The organism is Arthrobacter sp. Y3221048, assembly GCF_059092685.1.
The window spans coordinates 53,313-68,785 of the sequence record NZ_JBNHHX010000002.1 but is presented as its reverse complement, the minus strand read 5'-3'; the positions used below and the strand labels follow the sequence as shown (position 1 = coordinate 68,785).

Below are 15,473 nucleotides of genomic sequence, written 5' to 3'. Positions count from 1 at the left end.
TTTTCTGTTCCGCCGTTTGACTCTCTGTCCGGTTGGCCGCCCTGGGCCGGCCGGACAGAGCCGTGACTTCTGGAGGTCCCGTGGAAGGTGTGCTGCTCGGCTTCGGCGTGGTGCTGGTGATCGTGGCCGTCGGCTTTGCCGCCGCAGCCATCGTGCCGCAGAAGGCGCCGGAGATGCAGCGCGGACTCACGCCGGTGATCTACTACATCACCAACCCGGCGCTGATGCTGGTGCTGCTGTCCAACACGGATCTCGCGTCCGTCGTCGGCGTCTACACACCGATCGCGTTGATTACCGCCGCCCTCGCGGGTGCGGTTTACGCGCTGTTCAGCCGCTTCGTGCTGCGCCGCCCGGCAGCGCAGACGGCCGGCGGCGCCATGGCCTCCACCTATGTCAACGCGGGAAACATCGGGGTGCCGATCGCCCTCTACGCCGTGGGCAGCGCCGATCCGGTGGTGTCGGTGCTGCTGGCACAGCTGCTGATCATCGCGCCCGTGTACCTGACCGTCTTCGCCTGGTGCCAGCGGAAGGCGGCGGCGGGAACGCCACTCAAGCACGACGACGGTGCTGCCGTGGCTGTCCCGTTGTGGCGCACCGTGGTGAAGTCCATCCTTAATCCGGTCACCGTCGCCACCGCCGCCGGCGCGCTCATCTCCGTGACCGGGCTGCACCTGCCGGAGGTGGTCTGGACGCCGGTGGAAATGCTCGGCAACGCGTCCATTCCGCTGCTGCTGATGCTGTTCGGCATGAGCCTGCACGGGCAGAAGCCGCTGACCCAACGCGCCCTGCGGGCCGACGTCGCGCTGGGCTCGGTGGTGAAGCTGGCCCTGATGCCGGCCATCGCCTGGGCGGTGGCGCACTTCGTGTTCAACGTCGGCGGCATCCCGCTGCTGGGCGTGGTGGTCATGGCGGCCTTGCCGACGGCGCAGAACGTCTTCCTGTTCACCAGCCAGTTCCGGATGCAGTCCACGCTGGTGCGGGACATCATCTTCCTGAGCTCCCTGCTCTCGCTGCCCGCCGTCCTGCTGGTCGCCCTGCTGCTGGGCTAGGGTCCGGCCTGCAGACGTGTGGCAGCGAGCCGTGTCAGCGGACGCTGCTTCCGGGGTTTGCCGGCCAGACCTGTGACAGAATCGACTGCTGTTGACGTGGGTGGCTGTGTTGCCGGTGCAGCAGTGCCGTGGCGTGAGCAGGACTCGGCGATGATTGGATGGCAGGCATGACGTTCGCGTTGATACTGGACCTCTTCGGCACGTTCTTTTTCGCCATGTCCGGTTGCATCCTGGCGGCCCGGCGAAGGTTCGACATCATCGGCTCGCTGTTCTTGGGTTCGCTGGCAGGGCTGGGCGGCGGAGTCATCCGCGATCTGATCCTGGGCACCGTCCCCAGCGCTTTTAATAATCCGCTGTATTTTGTCCCGCCGGTGCTGGCAGCCCTGGTGGTTTTCTTCCTGTTCCGGAGCGTGGAACGATTCCAGCGTCCGCTGCTGATCTTCGACGCCGGCGGGCTGGCACTGTTCTGCATCACCGGTACGGTCAAGGCCCTGAGCCTGGGCATGAACCCGGTTGCCTCGGCGCTGCTGGGCCTGACCACGGCCGTGGGCGGCGGATTGCTGCGCGACGTCGTGGCCAACCGGGTGCCCCAACTGTTCAGCCCGGACGATCTGTATGCCGTGCCTGCCATGTTAGGTTCTGCCTTGGTGGTCGTGCTGTGGTTTGCCGGCGTCTACGGGACGGCGGCCGCCGTGGGCGTGGCCGCCGTGGTGTTCGGACTCCGCGTGGTCTCGCTGCACTTTGGCTGGCACATTCCGCACGCCGCCCCGGTATCGCGCCTGCCGCAGGAGGACGACTGATGGGAAACACGATGGTTGAGTTGAGCTGGCTGGAGAAGCAGATCGTGGCGGCGCTCCAGACGGAGCCGCGGGCTTCCTGGCGCACCATCGCTACCGTACTGCGGGAACCGGAACGGACCGTGGCCAGGCGGGGCAGCGACCTGTTGGCTTCCGGCGTCGTGGCTGTGCGGGGCATCCGGTTGATGCCCAAACCAGTCCTGGTCGAGGTACGCTGCGCTCCGGGCACCTCCCGGATGGCAGTCCAGGCGCTGTCCCAGCGGGCTGATACTTCGTTCGCGTACACCATCACCGGCAGCAGCGACTGTCTGGCGGAGATACTGACCGACCGTGCCCGGCTGCACACAGCGCTGTCTGACGAACTGCCCTCCATCGTCGGACTCCAACGCGTGAACACCTATCCCATCCTGCGCTACTTCAAGACCCTCCGTTCGTGGCAGCCGGGCATCCTGACCGGCGAACAGCAGCGCGCGCTCCGCCCGCTCCCGCTGAACGATCCGACGATTTTCGGCGAACACCCTGCCCTGACCGAAACGGACAAGGCGATCGTTGCCGCGCTCTGCGAAGACGGCCGGATGTCGTTTGAAGCAATCGCCCGGCGTGCGGGCACCTCGGAAGCAACCGCGCGGCGCAGGACGGAGTGGCTTCTGGAGAACAACTGCGTGAACCTGCGCGCCCTGGTGGAGCCAGCATCGATGGGACTGCCGGTGGAAGCGTTGCTCTGGATCAAAACTGCACCGGACCGGCTGGAGTCTTTGGGTCAGCGGCTGGCCCAGCTCCCGGAATCGCGCTACGTCGCCGCGATCACGGGCGAGTACCAAATTCTGGCCGACGTCACGGTGGCCAGCAATGAGGCGCTCTACGACTTCACCAGCAGCAGCGACTGGACGGTGGACGTGGCAGCGCTGAGTACCTCGATACTGCTGGATGCTCGCAAGCGCGGCGGGCGGCTCAACCCGGTCATGTCCTAAGGTCCCTGCTGGACGGCGCTTTTCGCCACACGGGCACCTCCTCAGCTGCCCTGATGGCGGATTGCGACAGAATCATGGCCGTTTCCTTCATCTATTGCGCCTGAATGGCCGAAACACGCAAGGTGGGTCCATCCTGTCCAAGTTTGTGAGACCTGCATCACGCCGGAGGAAATATGCTGACCCATTCAGTACCAACCGCCACCAATGGCGGCAGCTCGACGGATGTGTTGGCTTTGGCCAATATGCCGCTCCTGTGGATCTGTGCCGCCGGCGTCTTTGCCGTCATCGCCGTGCAGTCCATCATCTACATGAAGGCTGCACGGAAGGCTGCGCCTGCGGCTGGAATCACGCCGGAGGAACTGAGGGTCTCGTTCCGCTCCGGCGCCATTGCAGCCATCGGGCCATCACTCGCCGTCGCGCTCGTGGCCGTCGCTCTGCTGGCCGTCTTCGGAACTCCGGCGGTACTGGTGCGGATCGGCTTGATCGGATCGGCGGCCTACGAAACCGGCGCCGCGAGCATCGCAATCGGGACCACGGGAGCCGAACTGGGCGGACCAAGCTACACCCAGAATGCCTTCGCCATTGCCTTCTTTGCCATGAGTTTGGGCGGAGCCATGTGGATGCTGGCCACCCTGCTCCTGACCCCGCTGTTAAAGCGCGGCGGCAGCAAGCTCGCCAAGGCCAGCCCCGTGGCCATGGCCATTGTTCCCACCGCCGCCCTGCTCGGCGCCTTCGTTTCGCTGAGCATTGCCGAGGTGCCCAAGTCACTGGTGCACGTGGTCGCACTTCTCACCGCTGCTGCCGTCATGGGGCTGTGCGCCGTGATCGGTCGGTCCCCCAGGCGCGCCTGGCTGCGTGAATGGAGCCTGGGCTTCGCCATCGTGGCCGCCCTTGCGGTCGCCTACGTTGTCCACACCGCCGGCATGCACGCGGCCTGACCCGACCCGACCCGAGAAGGAACCGATATGTCTTCACCCGTTGTCGCCACAACTCCGGACGCCGCAGCAGACGGGCTGGCCGAATTCGACCGCACCACGTCCCGCTGGGGGCGCCTGACCATGCTCGCCGGCCTGCTGTTCTCGCTCGCGGGGCCGCTCTACCTGGTGTTCTTCGCTGATCTGGACGTGACCGCCGCCCAGCTGTGGACGGCCTTTGGCGCCGTCGCCGCTGTATTCGTGATGATCTGGCTGGTGGAGCCGATCACCTACTTCCCGATCCTGGGTCCGGCTGCAATGTACCAGGCCTTCATGATCGGCAACATCTCCAGCAAGCTGCTCCCCTCGGCGCTGGTGGCCCAGAACCGCATCGGCGCCAAGCCCGGCACGCCGCGCGGTGACTTCGCCGCCGTCGCCGCTATTTGCGGGGCCGCCGCCCTTCATCTGCTCTCGCTGGCCGTCTTCGTAGGCCTGCTGGGTACTTGGCTGATCAGTATCATTCCCGTCGACGTGATCGATGTGGTCCGGCTGTACATCCTGCCCTCCGTATTGGGGGCCGTGGTAGTGCAGGCGATCATCTCCGTCAAGCAGCCGCGCATCACCGCCGTGGCCGTGGCTGTCTCGCTGCTGGTCCAATTCGTCCTGGTGCCCCTGGTGCCCGGCACCGCCTTCCTGGCAACGGGAATCGCGGTCATGGTAACCATCGCGCTCTCCTGGCTGGTACGGGACCGCAAGCCGCTGCCCGCCGTCGAGCCCTGACCCCTACCGAAGACCCTCGATCCCCAAAGCGATCCATCGGAGAAACATGACAGACCTACTCGCTCCTCATTCTGCCGCCTCTGCCTCCCTCGCCTTGACCGGCGAGGCCCAGGCGGACATGCACGACTTATATAAGCACCTGCACGCGCACCCGGAGCTCTCAATGCAGGAGCACAACACCGCTGAGCTGATCGAGCAGCGCCTTGCGAAGCTGGGCATTGAACACTTTCGCTGCGGCGGAACGGGCGTTGTGGGGATCCTGCGCAACGGCCCCGGTCCCGTCGTCGGCTTCCGGGCGGACATCGACGGGCTGCCCATCCAGGAAGACACCGGCCTGGACTATGCCAGCACCGCCACCGGCACCTTGCCGGACGGCACGGTCGTACCAGTGATGCACGGGTGCGGGCACGACACCCATCTTGCGGTGCTGCTGACCGTGGCGGGCCTGTTCGCCGAGGCGCCCAGTGCCTGGTCGGGCACGCTGGTCCTGATCTTTCAGCCCGGCGAGGAAACCGGCGCCGGAGCGGCAGCCATGGTGGCAGACGGTTTGTGGGAGCGCGCGCCGCAGCCGGAGATCATTTTCGGCCAGCACGTGATGCCCGGGCCGGCGGGAACAGTGTCACTCTCGGTGGGCAGCGCGATGGCGATGGCGGACTCGCTCAAGGTCACCGTCCTCGGCCGCCAGTCCCATGGGTCGCAGCCGCAGGATTCGATTGACCCGATAGTCCTGGGCGCCCATATGGTAGTCCGGCTACAGACCATCGTCGCCCGCGAGCTCGACCCCCGGAAGTCCGCCGTGGTGACGGTGGGAACGTTTCATTCCGGGCTCAAGGAGAACATCATCCCGGCAACGGCGGAATTCACGCTGAACATCCGCACTTTTGATCACGATGTGCGCGCCAAAGTGCTGGCATCGGTGCGGCGCATCATCGCTGCAGAGGCCGCAGCCTCCGGCGCCCCCGAGCCGCAGGTCGAGGAGCTCTACACCTTTCCGGCCTGCTACAACGAACCGGAGGAAGCTCAGGCACTCGCCGCCGTCTTCGGCGAGCTGCTCGGCGATGAGGCCGTGTCGGTACAACCTGCGCTGATGGGAAGCGAAGATTTCGGGCATCTAGGCGCGGCAATTGGTGTCCCGTCGGTGTTCTGGATGTTCGGGGGCCATCCAGCAGCACTGGTGGACGGTCCCGGCCCGGTGCCGATGAACCATTCGCCGTTCTTCGGCCCGGCCATCGAACCAACGTTGTCCACCGGAGTCAACGCGGCGGTCGCCGCGCTGCTCTCGCGGCTCGCAACCTGACGGAGCCCTGCACCGGCAGCGGCCGCCCGGACAGGCCTAAGTGCCAGGTCCGCCCGATCAGCTGCACGGATTCCGCCCCCGGTTCTGCCGGTGGATCTCCTCGATGATGCGGATGGCTGCCACGGCGTCCGCGGGCTCCACGGGAACGGGGGCGCCGTCGTTGATGGCAGCGGCCAGCTGCCGGTAGAACTCCGGGTAGGCGCCGGCCAGGGAGGGAACCTTGCGGGCATGGCCCGGCGTGCCGAGGGTCCCCCACCGCTCTTCGGGTTCCTCGCCGTATCCGGCTGCGCCGGGAACCGCACCGGCCCCCAGCGCGGCCTCCTGGCTGTCCGTCCCCCAGGAGGTGAAGGCGGCGGCCGAGCCAAGCACATGGAACCGCGGCGCGGGCAGCGCGGAGATGAGGTTCATCGACAGCCGCGAGCGCACGCCCGATTCGTGCAGCAGGGAGACGAAGGCGTCCTCGTCGGCGGCGGATGCTTCGGGGACGGTGTGGCGGGCGGTCTCGCCGTAGACCGTGGCGGCCGGGCCGAAGAGCGTGAGCGCCTGGTCGATCAGGTGCACGCCGAGGTCGAAGAGGATGCCGCCGCCCCCGGTGGCGCCGGCCGTCGCTTTCCACGCCCGCAGTCCCTCCGGCTTCCAGCGTTCGAAGCGTGACTCGAAGGTGTGCACCCGGCCGAGTTCGCCGTCCTCGATCAGCTTCTGCAGGGTCAGGAAATCCGAATCCCAGCGGCGGTTTTGGAAGACGGAGAGCACCACGCCGGCCCGCCCGGCCTTGGCCATCAAGGCCTCGCCTTGGGCGGAGTCCGGCACGAAGGGCTTGTCCACCACCACGTGCAGTCCGCGGTCAATCGCGGCGTCGGCGAGCGCGTAGTGGCTGGCCGGCGGGGTGCCCACCACCACGAGGTCGATTGACTCCGGCGCCGCAAAGAGTTCGTCCGCGGATGCCACGATCCTGGCGTGGGGGTGCGCGGCCGCTGCCTGTGCCGCCCGCTCCGGTTTGGCCGTCACGATGGCGTCCAGTGAATAGTCGCTCGAGGCTTCCAGCAACGGCGTGTGAAAGACCCGCCCGGAGAGTCCGTAGCCGATCACGGCGGTGCGCAGGGGGTGGTGACCGGCCATGGTTGCTCCTAGCATGCTCTGGTGCCGGCCGGAGGTGGCGGCTGCCCCGAGCTTACCGGCGGATCTGCGGTTGCTCGCGCAACTGCTGCGTGAGGATGTGCGCTTCCTCCAGCAGCAACTTGCCCAGGAACTCCTGTCGGTCGGGCCGGAACCGCTGCTCGATGCCGGTCAGTGACAGCGCCCAGGCCGGCTGGCCCTGCCGGTCGAAGACGGCCGCGCCCATCCCCCAACTGCCCTCCAGGATCAGCCCGGGGTTGACCGTATAGCCCCTCTCCCGGGTTTCGGCCAGGTTGGCGCGGATCCGCTCCGGCGCATGGGCCGGGCCGAAGCGCTCGACCCGGGCACCGCCGTCGTCGAGCAGCCGGTCGATTTCCGCAGGTTCCAAAAAGGCCATGATGGCCAGCCCTGCGGAAGCGATGCCCAGCGGGAAGCGGACCCCTTCGTGCAGCACGAAGGAGCGCACCGGGAAGCTGCCTTCCACCCGGACCAGGCAGACGGTTTCGTCGCCCCGCCGGATGGACAGAAAGGCGCTCTCGCCGGTCTCGTCCGCCAGCCGCTGCAGCCGCGGCCGGGCCAGGTCCTCAATCGCGAAGCGGCCGGCGGCCACCGAGCCGAGCACGTAGAGCTCCGGGCCCAAATGCCAGGTGCCCGTCTCGACATGCTGGTCCAGCAGGCCTTCGGCAGCCAGCGAATTCAGCAGCCGGTAGACCGTTGGCCGCGTCAGGCCCGACGCCCGTACGATGTCGGCCAGGGCCGCGCCGGTCTCCGGGGCGCGCCCGACGATCCGCAGCAGCCGGGCCACCCGGCCGACCACCTGGGCACCCTGCACCTGTTTGTCCGGCAACTGTCCTCCTGGCGGGTCCTGACCGGCCGGCCGCCTCAGCTTCGCCGCCAACCAATCCACAATGTGGACAGTCTACCTCCGGCCGTCCACAGTGTGAATCCGGCGCTTGACCCACCGTTGACGGTTCCGCCGCCGCCGCACTAGTCTGCCGGATAACAGCTGTCCACAAGATGGACAAATTCCGCGCCCCTGTGCAGACGAGTGGGCCGGGACGGCACTCAACGAGGAGGAAGCAATGTCCAAACTGACGGCAGGACCCGCCGCCGCACTGGCCGGCGTGCTGCATGACGGGATGACGATCGCGGTGGGAGGATTCGGGCTCTCCGGCATCCCCGCGGACCTGATTGACGCTGTCCGTGATTCCGGGGTCAAGGACCTGACCATCATCTCCAACAACATGGGTGTGGACGGCAAGGGCCTGGGCGTACTGATCGAGGCCGGGCAGGTCCGCAAGGTGCTGGCCTCCTACGTGGGCGAGAACAAGCTGTTCGCCCAGCAGTTCCTGGCCGGGACGCTGGAGGTCGAATTCAACCCGCAGGGCACGCTCGCCGAGCGCCTCCGCGCCGGCGGTGCGGGCATCGCGGCCTTCTACACGAAGACCGGGGTGGGCACCGTGATCGCCGAGGGCAAGCCGCACGAGGAGTTCGACGGCGAGCTGTACGTGCAGGAGCGCGGGATCGTGGCCGACCTGGCGCTGGTCCATGCGCACACCGCTGACACGGACGGCAACCTGATCTACCGCTACACGGCCCGCAACTTCAACCCGGTGGTGGCCACCGCCGGCCGCGTCACCATCGCCGAGGCCGAGGTGATCGTGGAGCCAGGCCAGCTGGACCCGAACCACATCGTCACCCCGGGCGTGTACGTCCAGCGCCTCGTGCAGGCCTCGGACCGTACCAAGGACATCGAACAGCGCACCGTCCGCCCCCGCCCCGCCGCCGTCGGCGCCTGACATTTCAGACCAGAAGGAGCACATCATGGCTTGGACCCGAGACGAGATGGCGGCCATCGCGGCCGCCGAACTAAACGACGGCGACTACGTAAACCTGGGCATCGGCATCCCCACGCTCGTGGCCAACAACCTGCCGGACCGCGTGCGCGTGGTGCTGCAGAGCGAAAACGGCCTGCTGGGCATGGGCCCGTTCCCGTACGACGGCGACGAGGACGCCGACCTGATCAACGCCGGCAAGCAAACCGTCACGGTGCTGCCCGGCGGGTCCATCTTCGATTCGGCCACCAGTTTCGGCATGATCCGCGGCGGCCACGTGGAGACCGCCGTCCTGGGCGCCATGCAGGTCTCCGCCGCGGGCGACCTGGCCAACTGGACCATCCCCGGGAAGATGGTCAAGGGCATGGGCGGCGCGATGGACCTGGTCGCCGGCACCCCGCGCGTGGTGGTGCTGACCGAGCACGTGGCCAAGGACGGCACGCCCAAGATCGTCAACGAATGCTCGCTGCCGCTGACCGGCGTGAAGGTGGTCAACCGGATCATCACGGATCTCGCCGTCTTCGACATTGACGACGACGGCGGCACCCTCCCGCTGCGGCTGGTGCGCCTGGCGCCGGGGGTCACCGTGGCCGAGGTGCGGGAGAAGACCGAGCCGGACTTCGCCGTCGCCCCTGAACTGGACGACGACGCCGCCACACCGGCGGGCGCACTGGAGACAGCCCTGGAAGGAACACACTGATGAGCCTGAAGCAACATTTCGGCCGGGACATCCTGCTGACCGGCTGGGGGCATTCCCCCTTCGGCAAGCTGGCCGACGAGACGCTGGAGTCGCTGATCGTCACGGTGGCCCGTGACGCCATCTCCAATGCCGGACTGGAGCCGGGACAGATCGACGAAATCTACCTGGGCCAATTCAACTCCGGCATGGTCCCGCTGGGCTTCGCGTCCTCGCTGGCCCTGCAGGTCTCCGACGACCTGGCAAACGTGCCGGCCACCCGGGTGGAGAACGCCTGCGCGTCCGGTTCTGCCGCCGTGCAGCAGGGGGCCAAGTCGCTGCTGGCCGGCACGGCGCGCAACGTGTTGGTGATCGGCGCGGAGAAGATGACCCATGCCGGCGCGGACGTGGTGGGTGCTGCGCTGCTCGGCGCCGACTACGAGGCCGCCGGCAAGCCGAGCTCCACCGGGTTCGCCGGCCTCTTTGCGGAAACGGCCAAGCACTACCAGAAGCGCTACGGCGAGGTGGGCGACGTCCTCGGCTCGATCGCCGCGAAGAACCACCGCAACGGCGTGGCCAATCCCTACGCGCAGCTGCGCAAGGATCTGGGCGAGGAGTTCTGCCGGACGGTCTCGGAGAAGAACCCCGTGGTCGCCGAGCCGCTGCGCCGGACGGACTGCTCGCCGGTCTCGGACGGGGCGGCCGCACTGGTGCTCAGCAGCGAGGCGCCGCGCCCCGAGGCCGCCGCTGCCGCAGTCCGGCTGGCAGGGTTTGGCCACGCCAACGACTTCATGCCGGCCGAAAAGCGCGATCCCACCGCCTTCGCGGGCAGCCGTGCCGCCTGGCAGCGCGCCCTGGACATGGCCGGGGTGGGGCTGGAGGACCTGGACCTGGCCGAGGTGCACGACTGCTTCACCATTGCGGAGCTGATCATGTACGAGGTCATGGGGCTGACCCGGGCCGGCGAGGGCCGCCGGGCCATCGAGGAAGGCTGGGTGTACCGCGACGGCAAGCTGCCGGTGAACCTGTCCGGCGGGCTGAAGGCCAAGGGCCACCCCGTCGGCGCCACCGGCGTCTCCCAGCACGTGGTGGCCGCCATGCAGCTGTCCGGCACGGCCGGCGACATGCAGCTCACCGGCGCCCGGCGCGCGGCCGTGCACAACATGGGCGGCCTGGCGATCGCCAACTACGTCAGCGTGCTCGAAGCGGTGTAGTTCGCGGCGTCCTCGCGGCAACGGGCGCCCGGCAACCGGCCGGGCGTCCGTTCGCGTCCCTGGCCCCTGCCGCCGCCTGGGCCGGCCGCGGCACGCCGCCGGCCTGGCCTGCTGGCACAAGCCGCACGTCGCGGGGCCCGGGAGGGGCGGAAGCGGGCCGTGCAGCCTTGCCGCCGGGCAGCCTTGCGCCTGGCAGGCTGCGGCCGACCCCGTGCCGAACTACGTCCCCGCGGATTGGTTGATGCCGGCCGCCAGCAACTCCTGCAGCCCCCGGCGGAACAGCTCCTTGCCGCCATGGGCCGGGTGGCGAACCTTCGGCACGTTGAGCCCGGCTGCCGCGACGCTTCGGTGCCCTATGTTCCCCACGGCAACAACAGTGTCGATGCCGAAAATCCGGGCCAGCTCCTGCCAGAGCGGCAAACCGTCTTGGATTTCGGTGCTTGAGGGTGTCCGGTTGGAGTGCGGCCGGCCGGGCCGGTGCGGGTGGAACGGGTACGCGCTCCAGAGCAGCGGCAGGAAGTCCAGGTCTGCCAGCACGTTCCACATGACCGTTGCCGTCGGCTCCGCCGGGACGGTGAGGACTTCCGGCGGAACCATGTAACCGTTGTCCGGGCCGAACATACCGAACGGGTCACTCCCCGAAATCAGTGCCTTGTTGGTGAAGGGGACTCCGGTCACGGTCATGCCGCGGTACCCGGGGGCCTCCCCGACCAGCAGGACCTGTGGCCGGCATTCCAGCATCTGTTCAAAGTATCTGGTGATGTTGTGCCGGCGCGCAGCGTTCTCCGGCGTCGATGCCGAGAAGAAGTTGCGGCTCGCCGGGCCTGTCTCGAACTCCCCCAGCCGCACCACAAAGTCCCTGATCTCCTGCTGCGCCGTCACCATCCCAACCTATGCGATCTGCGCTGCAGACGGCGGAACCTGAACCCCCGAACCCCTGCCACCGAACTGTCAACAATCCAGTGGCGGGAAGACGCAGCGAAAGGGCCCTGTTCGCTGCATCTTCTCTCCACTCGAGTGCGCAGGGGAATACATGTCAGTGAACTGCTTGCGGGAACAGGCGCCAGGGAGCCCGCCCGGGATTCGTCCCGCCGGCCCACAGACAACGACTCCGGCACCCGGGTGAGGAACGAATCCCCGCCCGGGCACCGGCGTCGTGCTATCAAGTTGTCCAGCTGCAGCGGGCGCGAAGCCTGCCGCCCGCACGCTAGGCGCGGGCAGAGTCCTTGGGCAGGCGGGCCGCCAGCTTCCACGCGGCCGGCATGACGGCTGCCGCGATCAGCGACTTAACGATGCCGCCGATGATGAACGGGTACAGGCCCCACTCGAGGGTCTGCTGCAGGTCGGCGCCCAGGGAAATGGCCAGCCAGGCCATGCCAAAGACGAAGGTGATCACGGTGCCGGCCAAGAACGACACTGTGGCGCCCAGGAACTTCTTGTCCCAGTTGCGCTTGGCCAGCCAACCGGTCAGCCCCGCGGCGGCGATAAAGCCCACCAGGTAGCCGCCGGTCGGGCCGACGGCGGCGGCCAGGCCGGAGGATGCGTCGCTGAACACCGGCATGCCGGCCACGCCGGCCACCCAGTACAGCGCCATCGACAGCATGCCGCGGACAGGGCCTAGGGTGCTGCCGACCAGCAGGACGGCCAGGGTCTGGCCGGTGATCGGGACCGGCCACAGCGGCACCGCCAGCTGCGCCATCACAGCGGTCAGGCCGGCGCCGCCGACAACCAGCGCGGTGTTGGTCAGGGCGGTGCTGGGGACGAGGGCGTCGGCCAGGACACCCTGACGCGCGACGGCGGCTGAACTCATGTTTGCTCCTTCTCGGGGGATATTTCCCTGCGGAAACTGCTGATCCGGTTTCGGCACCACTGTACCGGCAGCCCTCCGCTGCGGAGCCGTTTATGGCGATGATTACGCGGTTCCCTGCTGGCTGCAGGAGGACTACCCTGATAGCCAGGAGCGCTATGGAGCCAATTGAAACCCTGCTGGCTACTGCACGCGATGCCTACGCGCGCGGGGAATGGCGCCCAGCCTATGACGGATTCGAGAAGGCCCGCAGCCTCTCGCCGCTGGACGTGGAGGATCTGGCCCGGCTGGGCGATGCCGCTTGGTGGGTGGGGGATGTCCGCGAATCGGTAGTGGACTCCGAGGAGGTTTTCCACCGCTACGAGAACGACGGCGAGAATCTCGCCGCCGCCATGAAGGCCCTGGATCTGGGGCTGCTGTGGACTCTGCGCGGGGACCTGATGATCGCCTCCGGCTGGATCAACCGGGCCAGGCGCATGCTGCTGGATGCCCCGGAGAGCCCGGTCCACGGTTACCTGCTGTATCTGGACACCGTCAACGCGCTGCTGTTCGCCGAAGACCCGGAGCCGGCCCTGGCCGCGGTCGATGAACTGCAGCAGATGGGGCGGAGGTTCAACGCACCCGTGCTGCATTCCTTCAGTCTCACCCTGGTAGGTTTGGCCGATCTGCGAGCGGGGCGGACCGCTTCGGGGTTTGCGGCCCTGGACGAGGCGATGCTCCCGGTCCTGGCCGGGCAGGTGCCACCCACCTGGGCGGGAGACATCTACTGCACAGTACTCCATGCCTGCTACCAGCTGGCCGACCTGCCGCGGATGCGGGCATGGACCGAAGCCACCGAGCGCTGGTGCGAGCAACTGGCGGGCGGCTTGGTCTATTCCGGCGTGTGCCATATCCACCGGCTCCAAATCCGCAGCATAGAAGGCAATTGGGACGGGGTGGAACGCGAGATCGCCCAAAGCAGCCTGGAGCTGACGGACCGAAACGTGTGGGCCGCCGGCGAAGGTTACTACCAACTCGGCGAGCTGCGCCGGCTGCGCGGCGACCTGCAAGGTGCCACCGAGTCCTATGCCAAGGCGCGCGACCTGGGTGTTGAACCACAGCCCGGCGAGGCCAAATTGCTGGCCGCTCGCGGAAATGTCGACGCGGCGTGGGCCGGCCTGGCAGCGGCACTGGAATCCAGTGATCGGCTGACCCGGGCGCAAATGCTGCTTCCCGCCGTAGAACTCGCGGTGCAGATGCATTTGCTGGCGGAAGCCGAGGAATACTGCCGCGAACTGGAGCAAGCGGCCAGTGACTTCAGCAGCCCCGGTTTCCTGGCCTGGGCCCGGCATGCGCGCGGCGTCCTGCTCTTTTCCGGCGGCCAGGCCGCGCAGGCCCTCTCCGTGCTGAGGTCGGCGCTGCAGGGTTATCGTTCCCTGCACCACCGACACGATACTGCCCGCGTCTACGAACGGCTCGCTGCCGTACGCCGGGAACTGAACCAGCCGGACGCCGCGGCTTCCGAGGCAGCCATCGCCCTGGCCATCTACCGGGAACTCGGCGCGGAACCCGATGTGCGCCGCTTGGACGGGCAAAAGTCCCCGGGCGGATTGACCGACCGCGAAGCCGAGGTGCTGGCCTGCATCGCCCGCGGCGCCACCAACAAGGAAACCGCGGCGGAGCTGTTCATCAGCCAAAAGACGGTGGGCCGGCATCTGGCCAACATCTTCCTGAAGATCGGCGTCTCGTCCCGCACCGCGGCCGCGGCGTGGGCCCACGAGCACGGCATCACCGCTCCCTTGGCGCGGCACTGACGCCTGCATCTTTTGCCCCATCCGCGCCGCCCGAACCCACAGAACTTGCCCGATGTTCCGGCTGCCGCCGGCTCCCTACCGTGGAATTCAGCAGGCAGCAGGTGCCTGCTTCCAGACCACGGGAGAAGTTATGACCACCATCCAGGAAACTGCCGGGCAGTTCGACACCGAGGCCGCCGAAGCCTTCGGGCAGCGCTGCCTGACCATCCTGAACGACGGCGCGCTGGCCATGCTGGCCAGCATCGGACACCAGACCGGGCTGTTCGAAACCCTGGCGGCGTTGCCGCCGGCCACCAGCCAGCAGATCGCGGACGCCGCGGAGCTGGACGAGCGCTACGTGCGCGAATGGCTTAACGGCCTGTCCGCGTCGCAAGTGGTTGTCTACGACCCGGTTGCCCGCACCTACCGGCTGCCGGCCGAACACGCCGCCTCGCTGACCAGGGCCGCGGGCCCGGACAACCTGGCGCGGCTGCTTCAGTACATCCCGCTGCTCGGCGGCGTGGAGGAAGGGGTCGTCGCCGCATTCCGCCAGGGCGGCGGGCTGTCCTATGCCGACTATCCGCGCTTCCACCAGCTGATGTCGGAGGAAAGCTCGGCGGTTTTCGACGCCGGGCTGATCGAGGAGATCCTGCCGCTGGCCGACGGGCTGGTCGAACGCCTGCGCCGGGGCATCGACGTGGCCGACGTCGGCTGCGGCAGCGGGCACGCCATCAACCTGATGGCGCAGGCGTTTCCCGCCAGCCGGTTCACCGGCTACGACTTCTCGTCAGAGGGAATCGCCCGGGCACGGCAGGAAGCGGCGCGCATGGGCCTGCAGAATGCCTCGTTCGAGGTCCGGGACGTCGCCGAGCTGAATGAACCGGGACGGTTCGACCTGGTCACCGCCTTCGACGCCATCCACGACCAGGCCCAGCCGGCGCGCGTGCTCGGCGAAGTCCACGCGGCCCTGCGGTCCGGCGGAACCTTCCTGATGGTGGACATGAAGGCCTCCAGCAATGTGGAGGACAACGTGTCGCTGCCCTGGGCGGGCTTCCTCTACACCATTTCGGTGATGCACTGCATGAGCGTTTCGTTGGGCCAGGGTGGCGCGGGACTGGGCACCGTCTGGGGCCAGCAGCTCGCCCTGTCCATGCTGGCGGATGCGGGCTTTTCCGGGACGGTCGTCAAGGACGTCGAGCAGGACCCGTTCAACACCTACTACATCGCGGCCAAACAGTAACCCCG

General features: G+C 67.8%; 15 protein-coding genes. 11 read left to right on the top strand and 4 right to left on the bottom strand.

The features are described from left to right. Positions 1-80: 80 nt before the first annotated feature. The 6 genes from AC5RVS_RS04950 (at position 81) to AC5RVS_RS04925 (ending at position 5,808) form a co-directional block, all read left to right on the top strand. Complete coding sequence (locus AC5RVS_RS04950) at positions 81-1,049, top strand: AEC family transporter (protein WP_494107367.1); 969 nt, start codon at positions 81-83, stop codon at positions 1,047-1,049. Between the two features lie 167 nt (positions 1,050-1,216). After that, entirely contained in the window at positions 1,217-1,849 is a 633-nt protein-coding gene (locus AC5RVS_RS04945) for a trimeric intracellular cation channel family protein (protein ID WP_494107366.1), read from the top strand. Next, complete coding sequence (locus AC5RVS_RS04940) at positions 1,849-2,817, top strand: Lrp/AsnC family transcriptional regulator (RefSeq protein WP_493989772.1); 969 nt, start codon at positions 1,849-1,851, stop codon at positions 2,815-2,817. Before AC5RVS_RS04945 ends, AC5RVS_RS04940 begins: the two co-directional genes overlap by 1 nt. A gap of 173 nt (positions 2,818-2,990) precedes the next feature. Next, positions 2,991-3,755 (top strand): DUF5058 family protein, encoded by a 765-nt coding sequence (locus tag AC5RVS_RS04935; protein WP_494107365.1) that lies wholly within the window; start codon positions 2,991-2,993, stop codon positions 3,753-3,755. A 27-nt stretch (positions 3,756-3,782) separates the two neighbouring features. After that, complete coding sequence (locus tag AC5RVS_RS04930) at positions 3,783-4,511, top strand: hypothetical protein (protein ID WP_493989774.1); 729 nt, start codon at positions 3,783-3,785, stop codon at positions 4,509-4,511. 118 nt (positions 4,512-4,629) lie between these two features. After that, complete coding sequence (locus tag AC5RVS_RS04925; RefSeq protein WP_494107856.1) at positions 4,630-5,808, top strand: amidohydrolase; 1,179 nt, start codon at positions 4,630-4,632, stop codon at positions 5,806-5,808. A 57-nt stretch (positions 5,809-5,865) separates the two neighbouring features. Here AC5RVS_RS04925 and AC5RVS_RS04920 read toward each other — a convergent pair whose 3' ends face one another. Both AC5RVS_RS04920 and AC5RVS_RS04915 read right to left on the bottom strand, forming a co-directional pair. After that, complete coding sequence (locus tag AC5RVS_RS04920) at positions 5,866-6,927, bottom strand: Gfo/Idh/MocA family protein (RefSeq protein ID WP_494107364.1); 1,062 nt, start codon at positions 6,925-6,927, stop codon at positions 5,866-5,868. A 52-nt stretch (positions 6,928-6,979) separates the two neighbouring features. Continuing rightward, on the bottom strand, positions 6,980-7,771 hold the full coding sequence (locus AC5RVS_RS04915; protein ID WP_494107363.1) for an IclR family transcriptional regulator: 792 nt from the start codon (positions 7,769-7,771) through the stop codon (positions 6,980-6,982). A 235-nt stretch (positions 7,772-8,006) separates the two neighbouring features. Between AC5RVS_RS04915 and AC5RVS_RS04910 the strand changes: the two genes are divergently transcribed. From AC5RVS_RS04910 to AC5RVS_RS04900, 3 genes are read left to right on the top strand one after another with little or no spacing between them, the layout of a single operon-like run. Next, a complete protein-coding gene (locus AC5RVS_RS04910; RefSeq protein ID WP_494107362.1) occupies positions 8,007-8,723 on the top strand; it encodes a CoA transferase subunit A in 717 nt (238 codons plus the stop codon). Positions 8,724-8,748: 25 nt separating this feature from the next. Next, positions 8,749-9,459 carry a CoA transferase subunit B gene (locus AC5RVS_RS04905; protein ID WP_494107361.1) on the top strand — a complete coding sequence of 237 codons (711 nt, stop codon included), beginning with the start codon at positions 8,749-8,751 and terminating at the stop codon, positions 9,457-9,459. Beyond that, on the top strand, positions 9,459-10,649 hold the full coding sequence (locus AC5RVS_RS04900) for an acetyl-CoA acetyltransferase (protein ID WP_494107360.1): 1,191 nt from the start codon (positions 9,459-9,461) through the stop codon (positions 10,647-10,649). Before AC5RVS_RS04905 ends, AC5RVS_RS04900 begins: the two co-directional genes overlap by 1 nt. A gap of 219 nt (positions 10,650-10,868) precedes the next feature. Here the strand turns inward: AC5RVS_RS04900 and AC5RVS_RS04895 are convergent, their stop codons facing one another. Both AC5RVS_RS04895 and AC5RVS_RS04890 read right to left on the bottom strand, forming a co-directional pair. Continuing rightward, positions 10,869-11,531, bottom strand: a complete 663-nt coding sequence (locus AC5RVS_RS04895; RefSeq protein ID WP_494107359.1) for a uracil-DNA glycosylase — start codon at positions 11,529-11,531, stop codon at positions 10,869-10,871. Between the two features lie 325 nt (positions 11,532-11,856). After that, positions 11,857-12,459, bottom strand: coding sequence for a biotin transporter BioY (locus tag AC5RVS_RS04890; protein WP_494107358.1), 603 nt, complete (start codon positions 12,457-12,459; stop codon positions 11,857-11,859). Positions 12,460-12,614: 155 nt separating this feature from the next. Here AC5RVS_RS04890 and AC5RVS_RS04885 point away from each other — a divergent pair, with 155 nt between their 5' ends. Then, on the top strand, positions 12,615-14,249 hold the full coding sequence (locus tag AC5RVS_RS04885) for a LuxR C-terminal-related transcriptional regulator (protein ID WP_494107357.1): 1,635 nt from the start codon (positions 12,615-12,617) through the stop codon (positions 14,247-14,249). Positions 14,250-14,379: 130 nt separating this feature from the next. Further along, entirely contained in the window at positions 14,380-15,468 is a 1,089-nt protein-coding gene (locus tag AC5RVS_RS04880; RefSeq protein ID WP_494107356.1) for a class I SAM-dependent methyltransferase, read from the top strand. Positions 15,469-15,473: the final 5 nt, after the last annotated feature.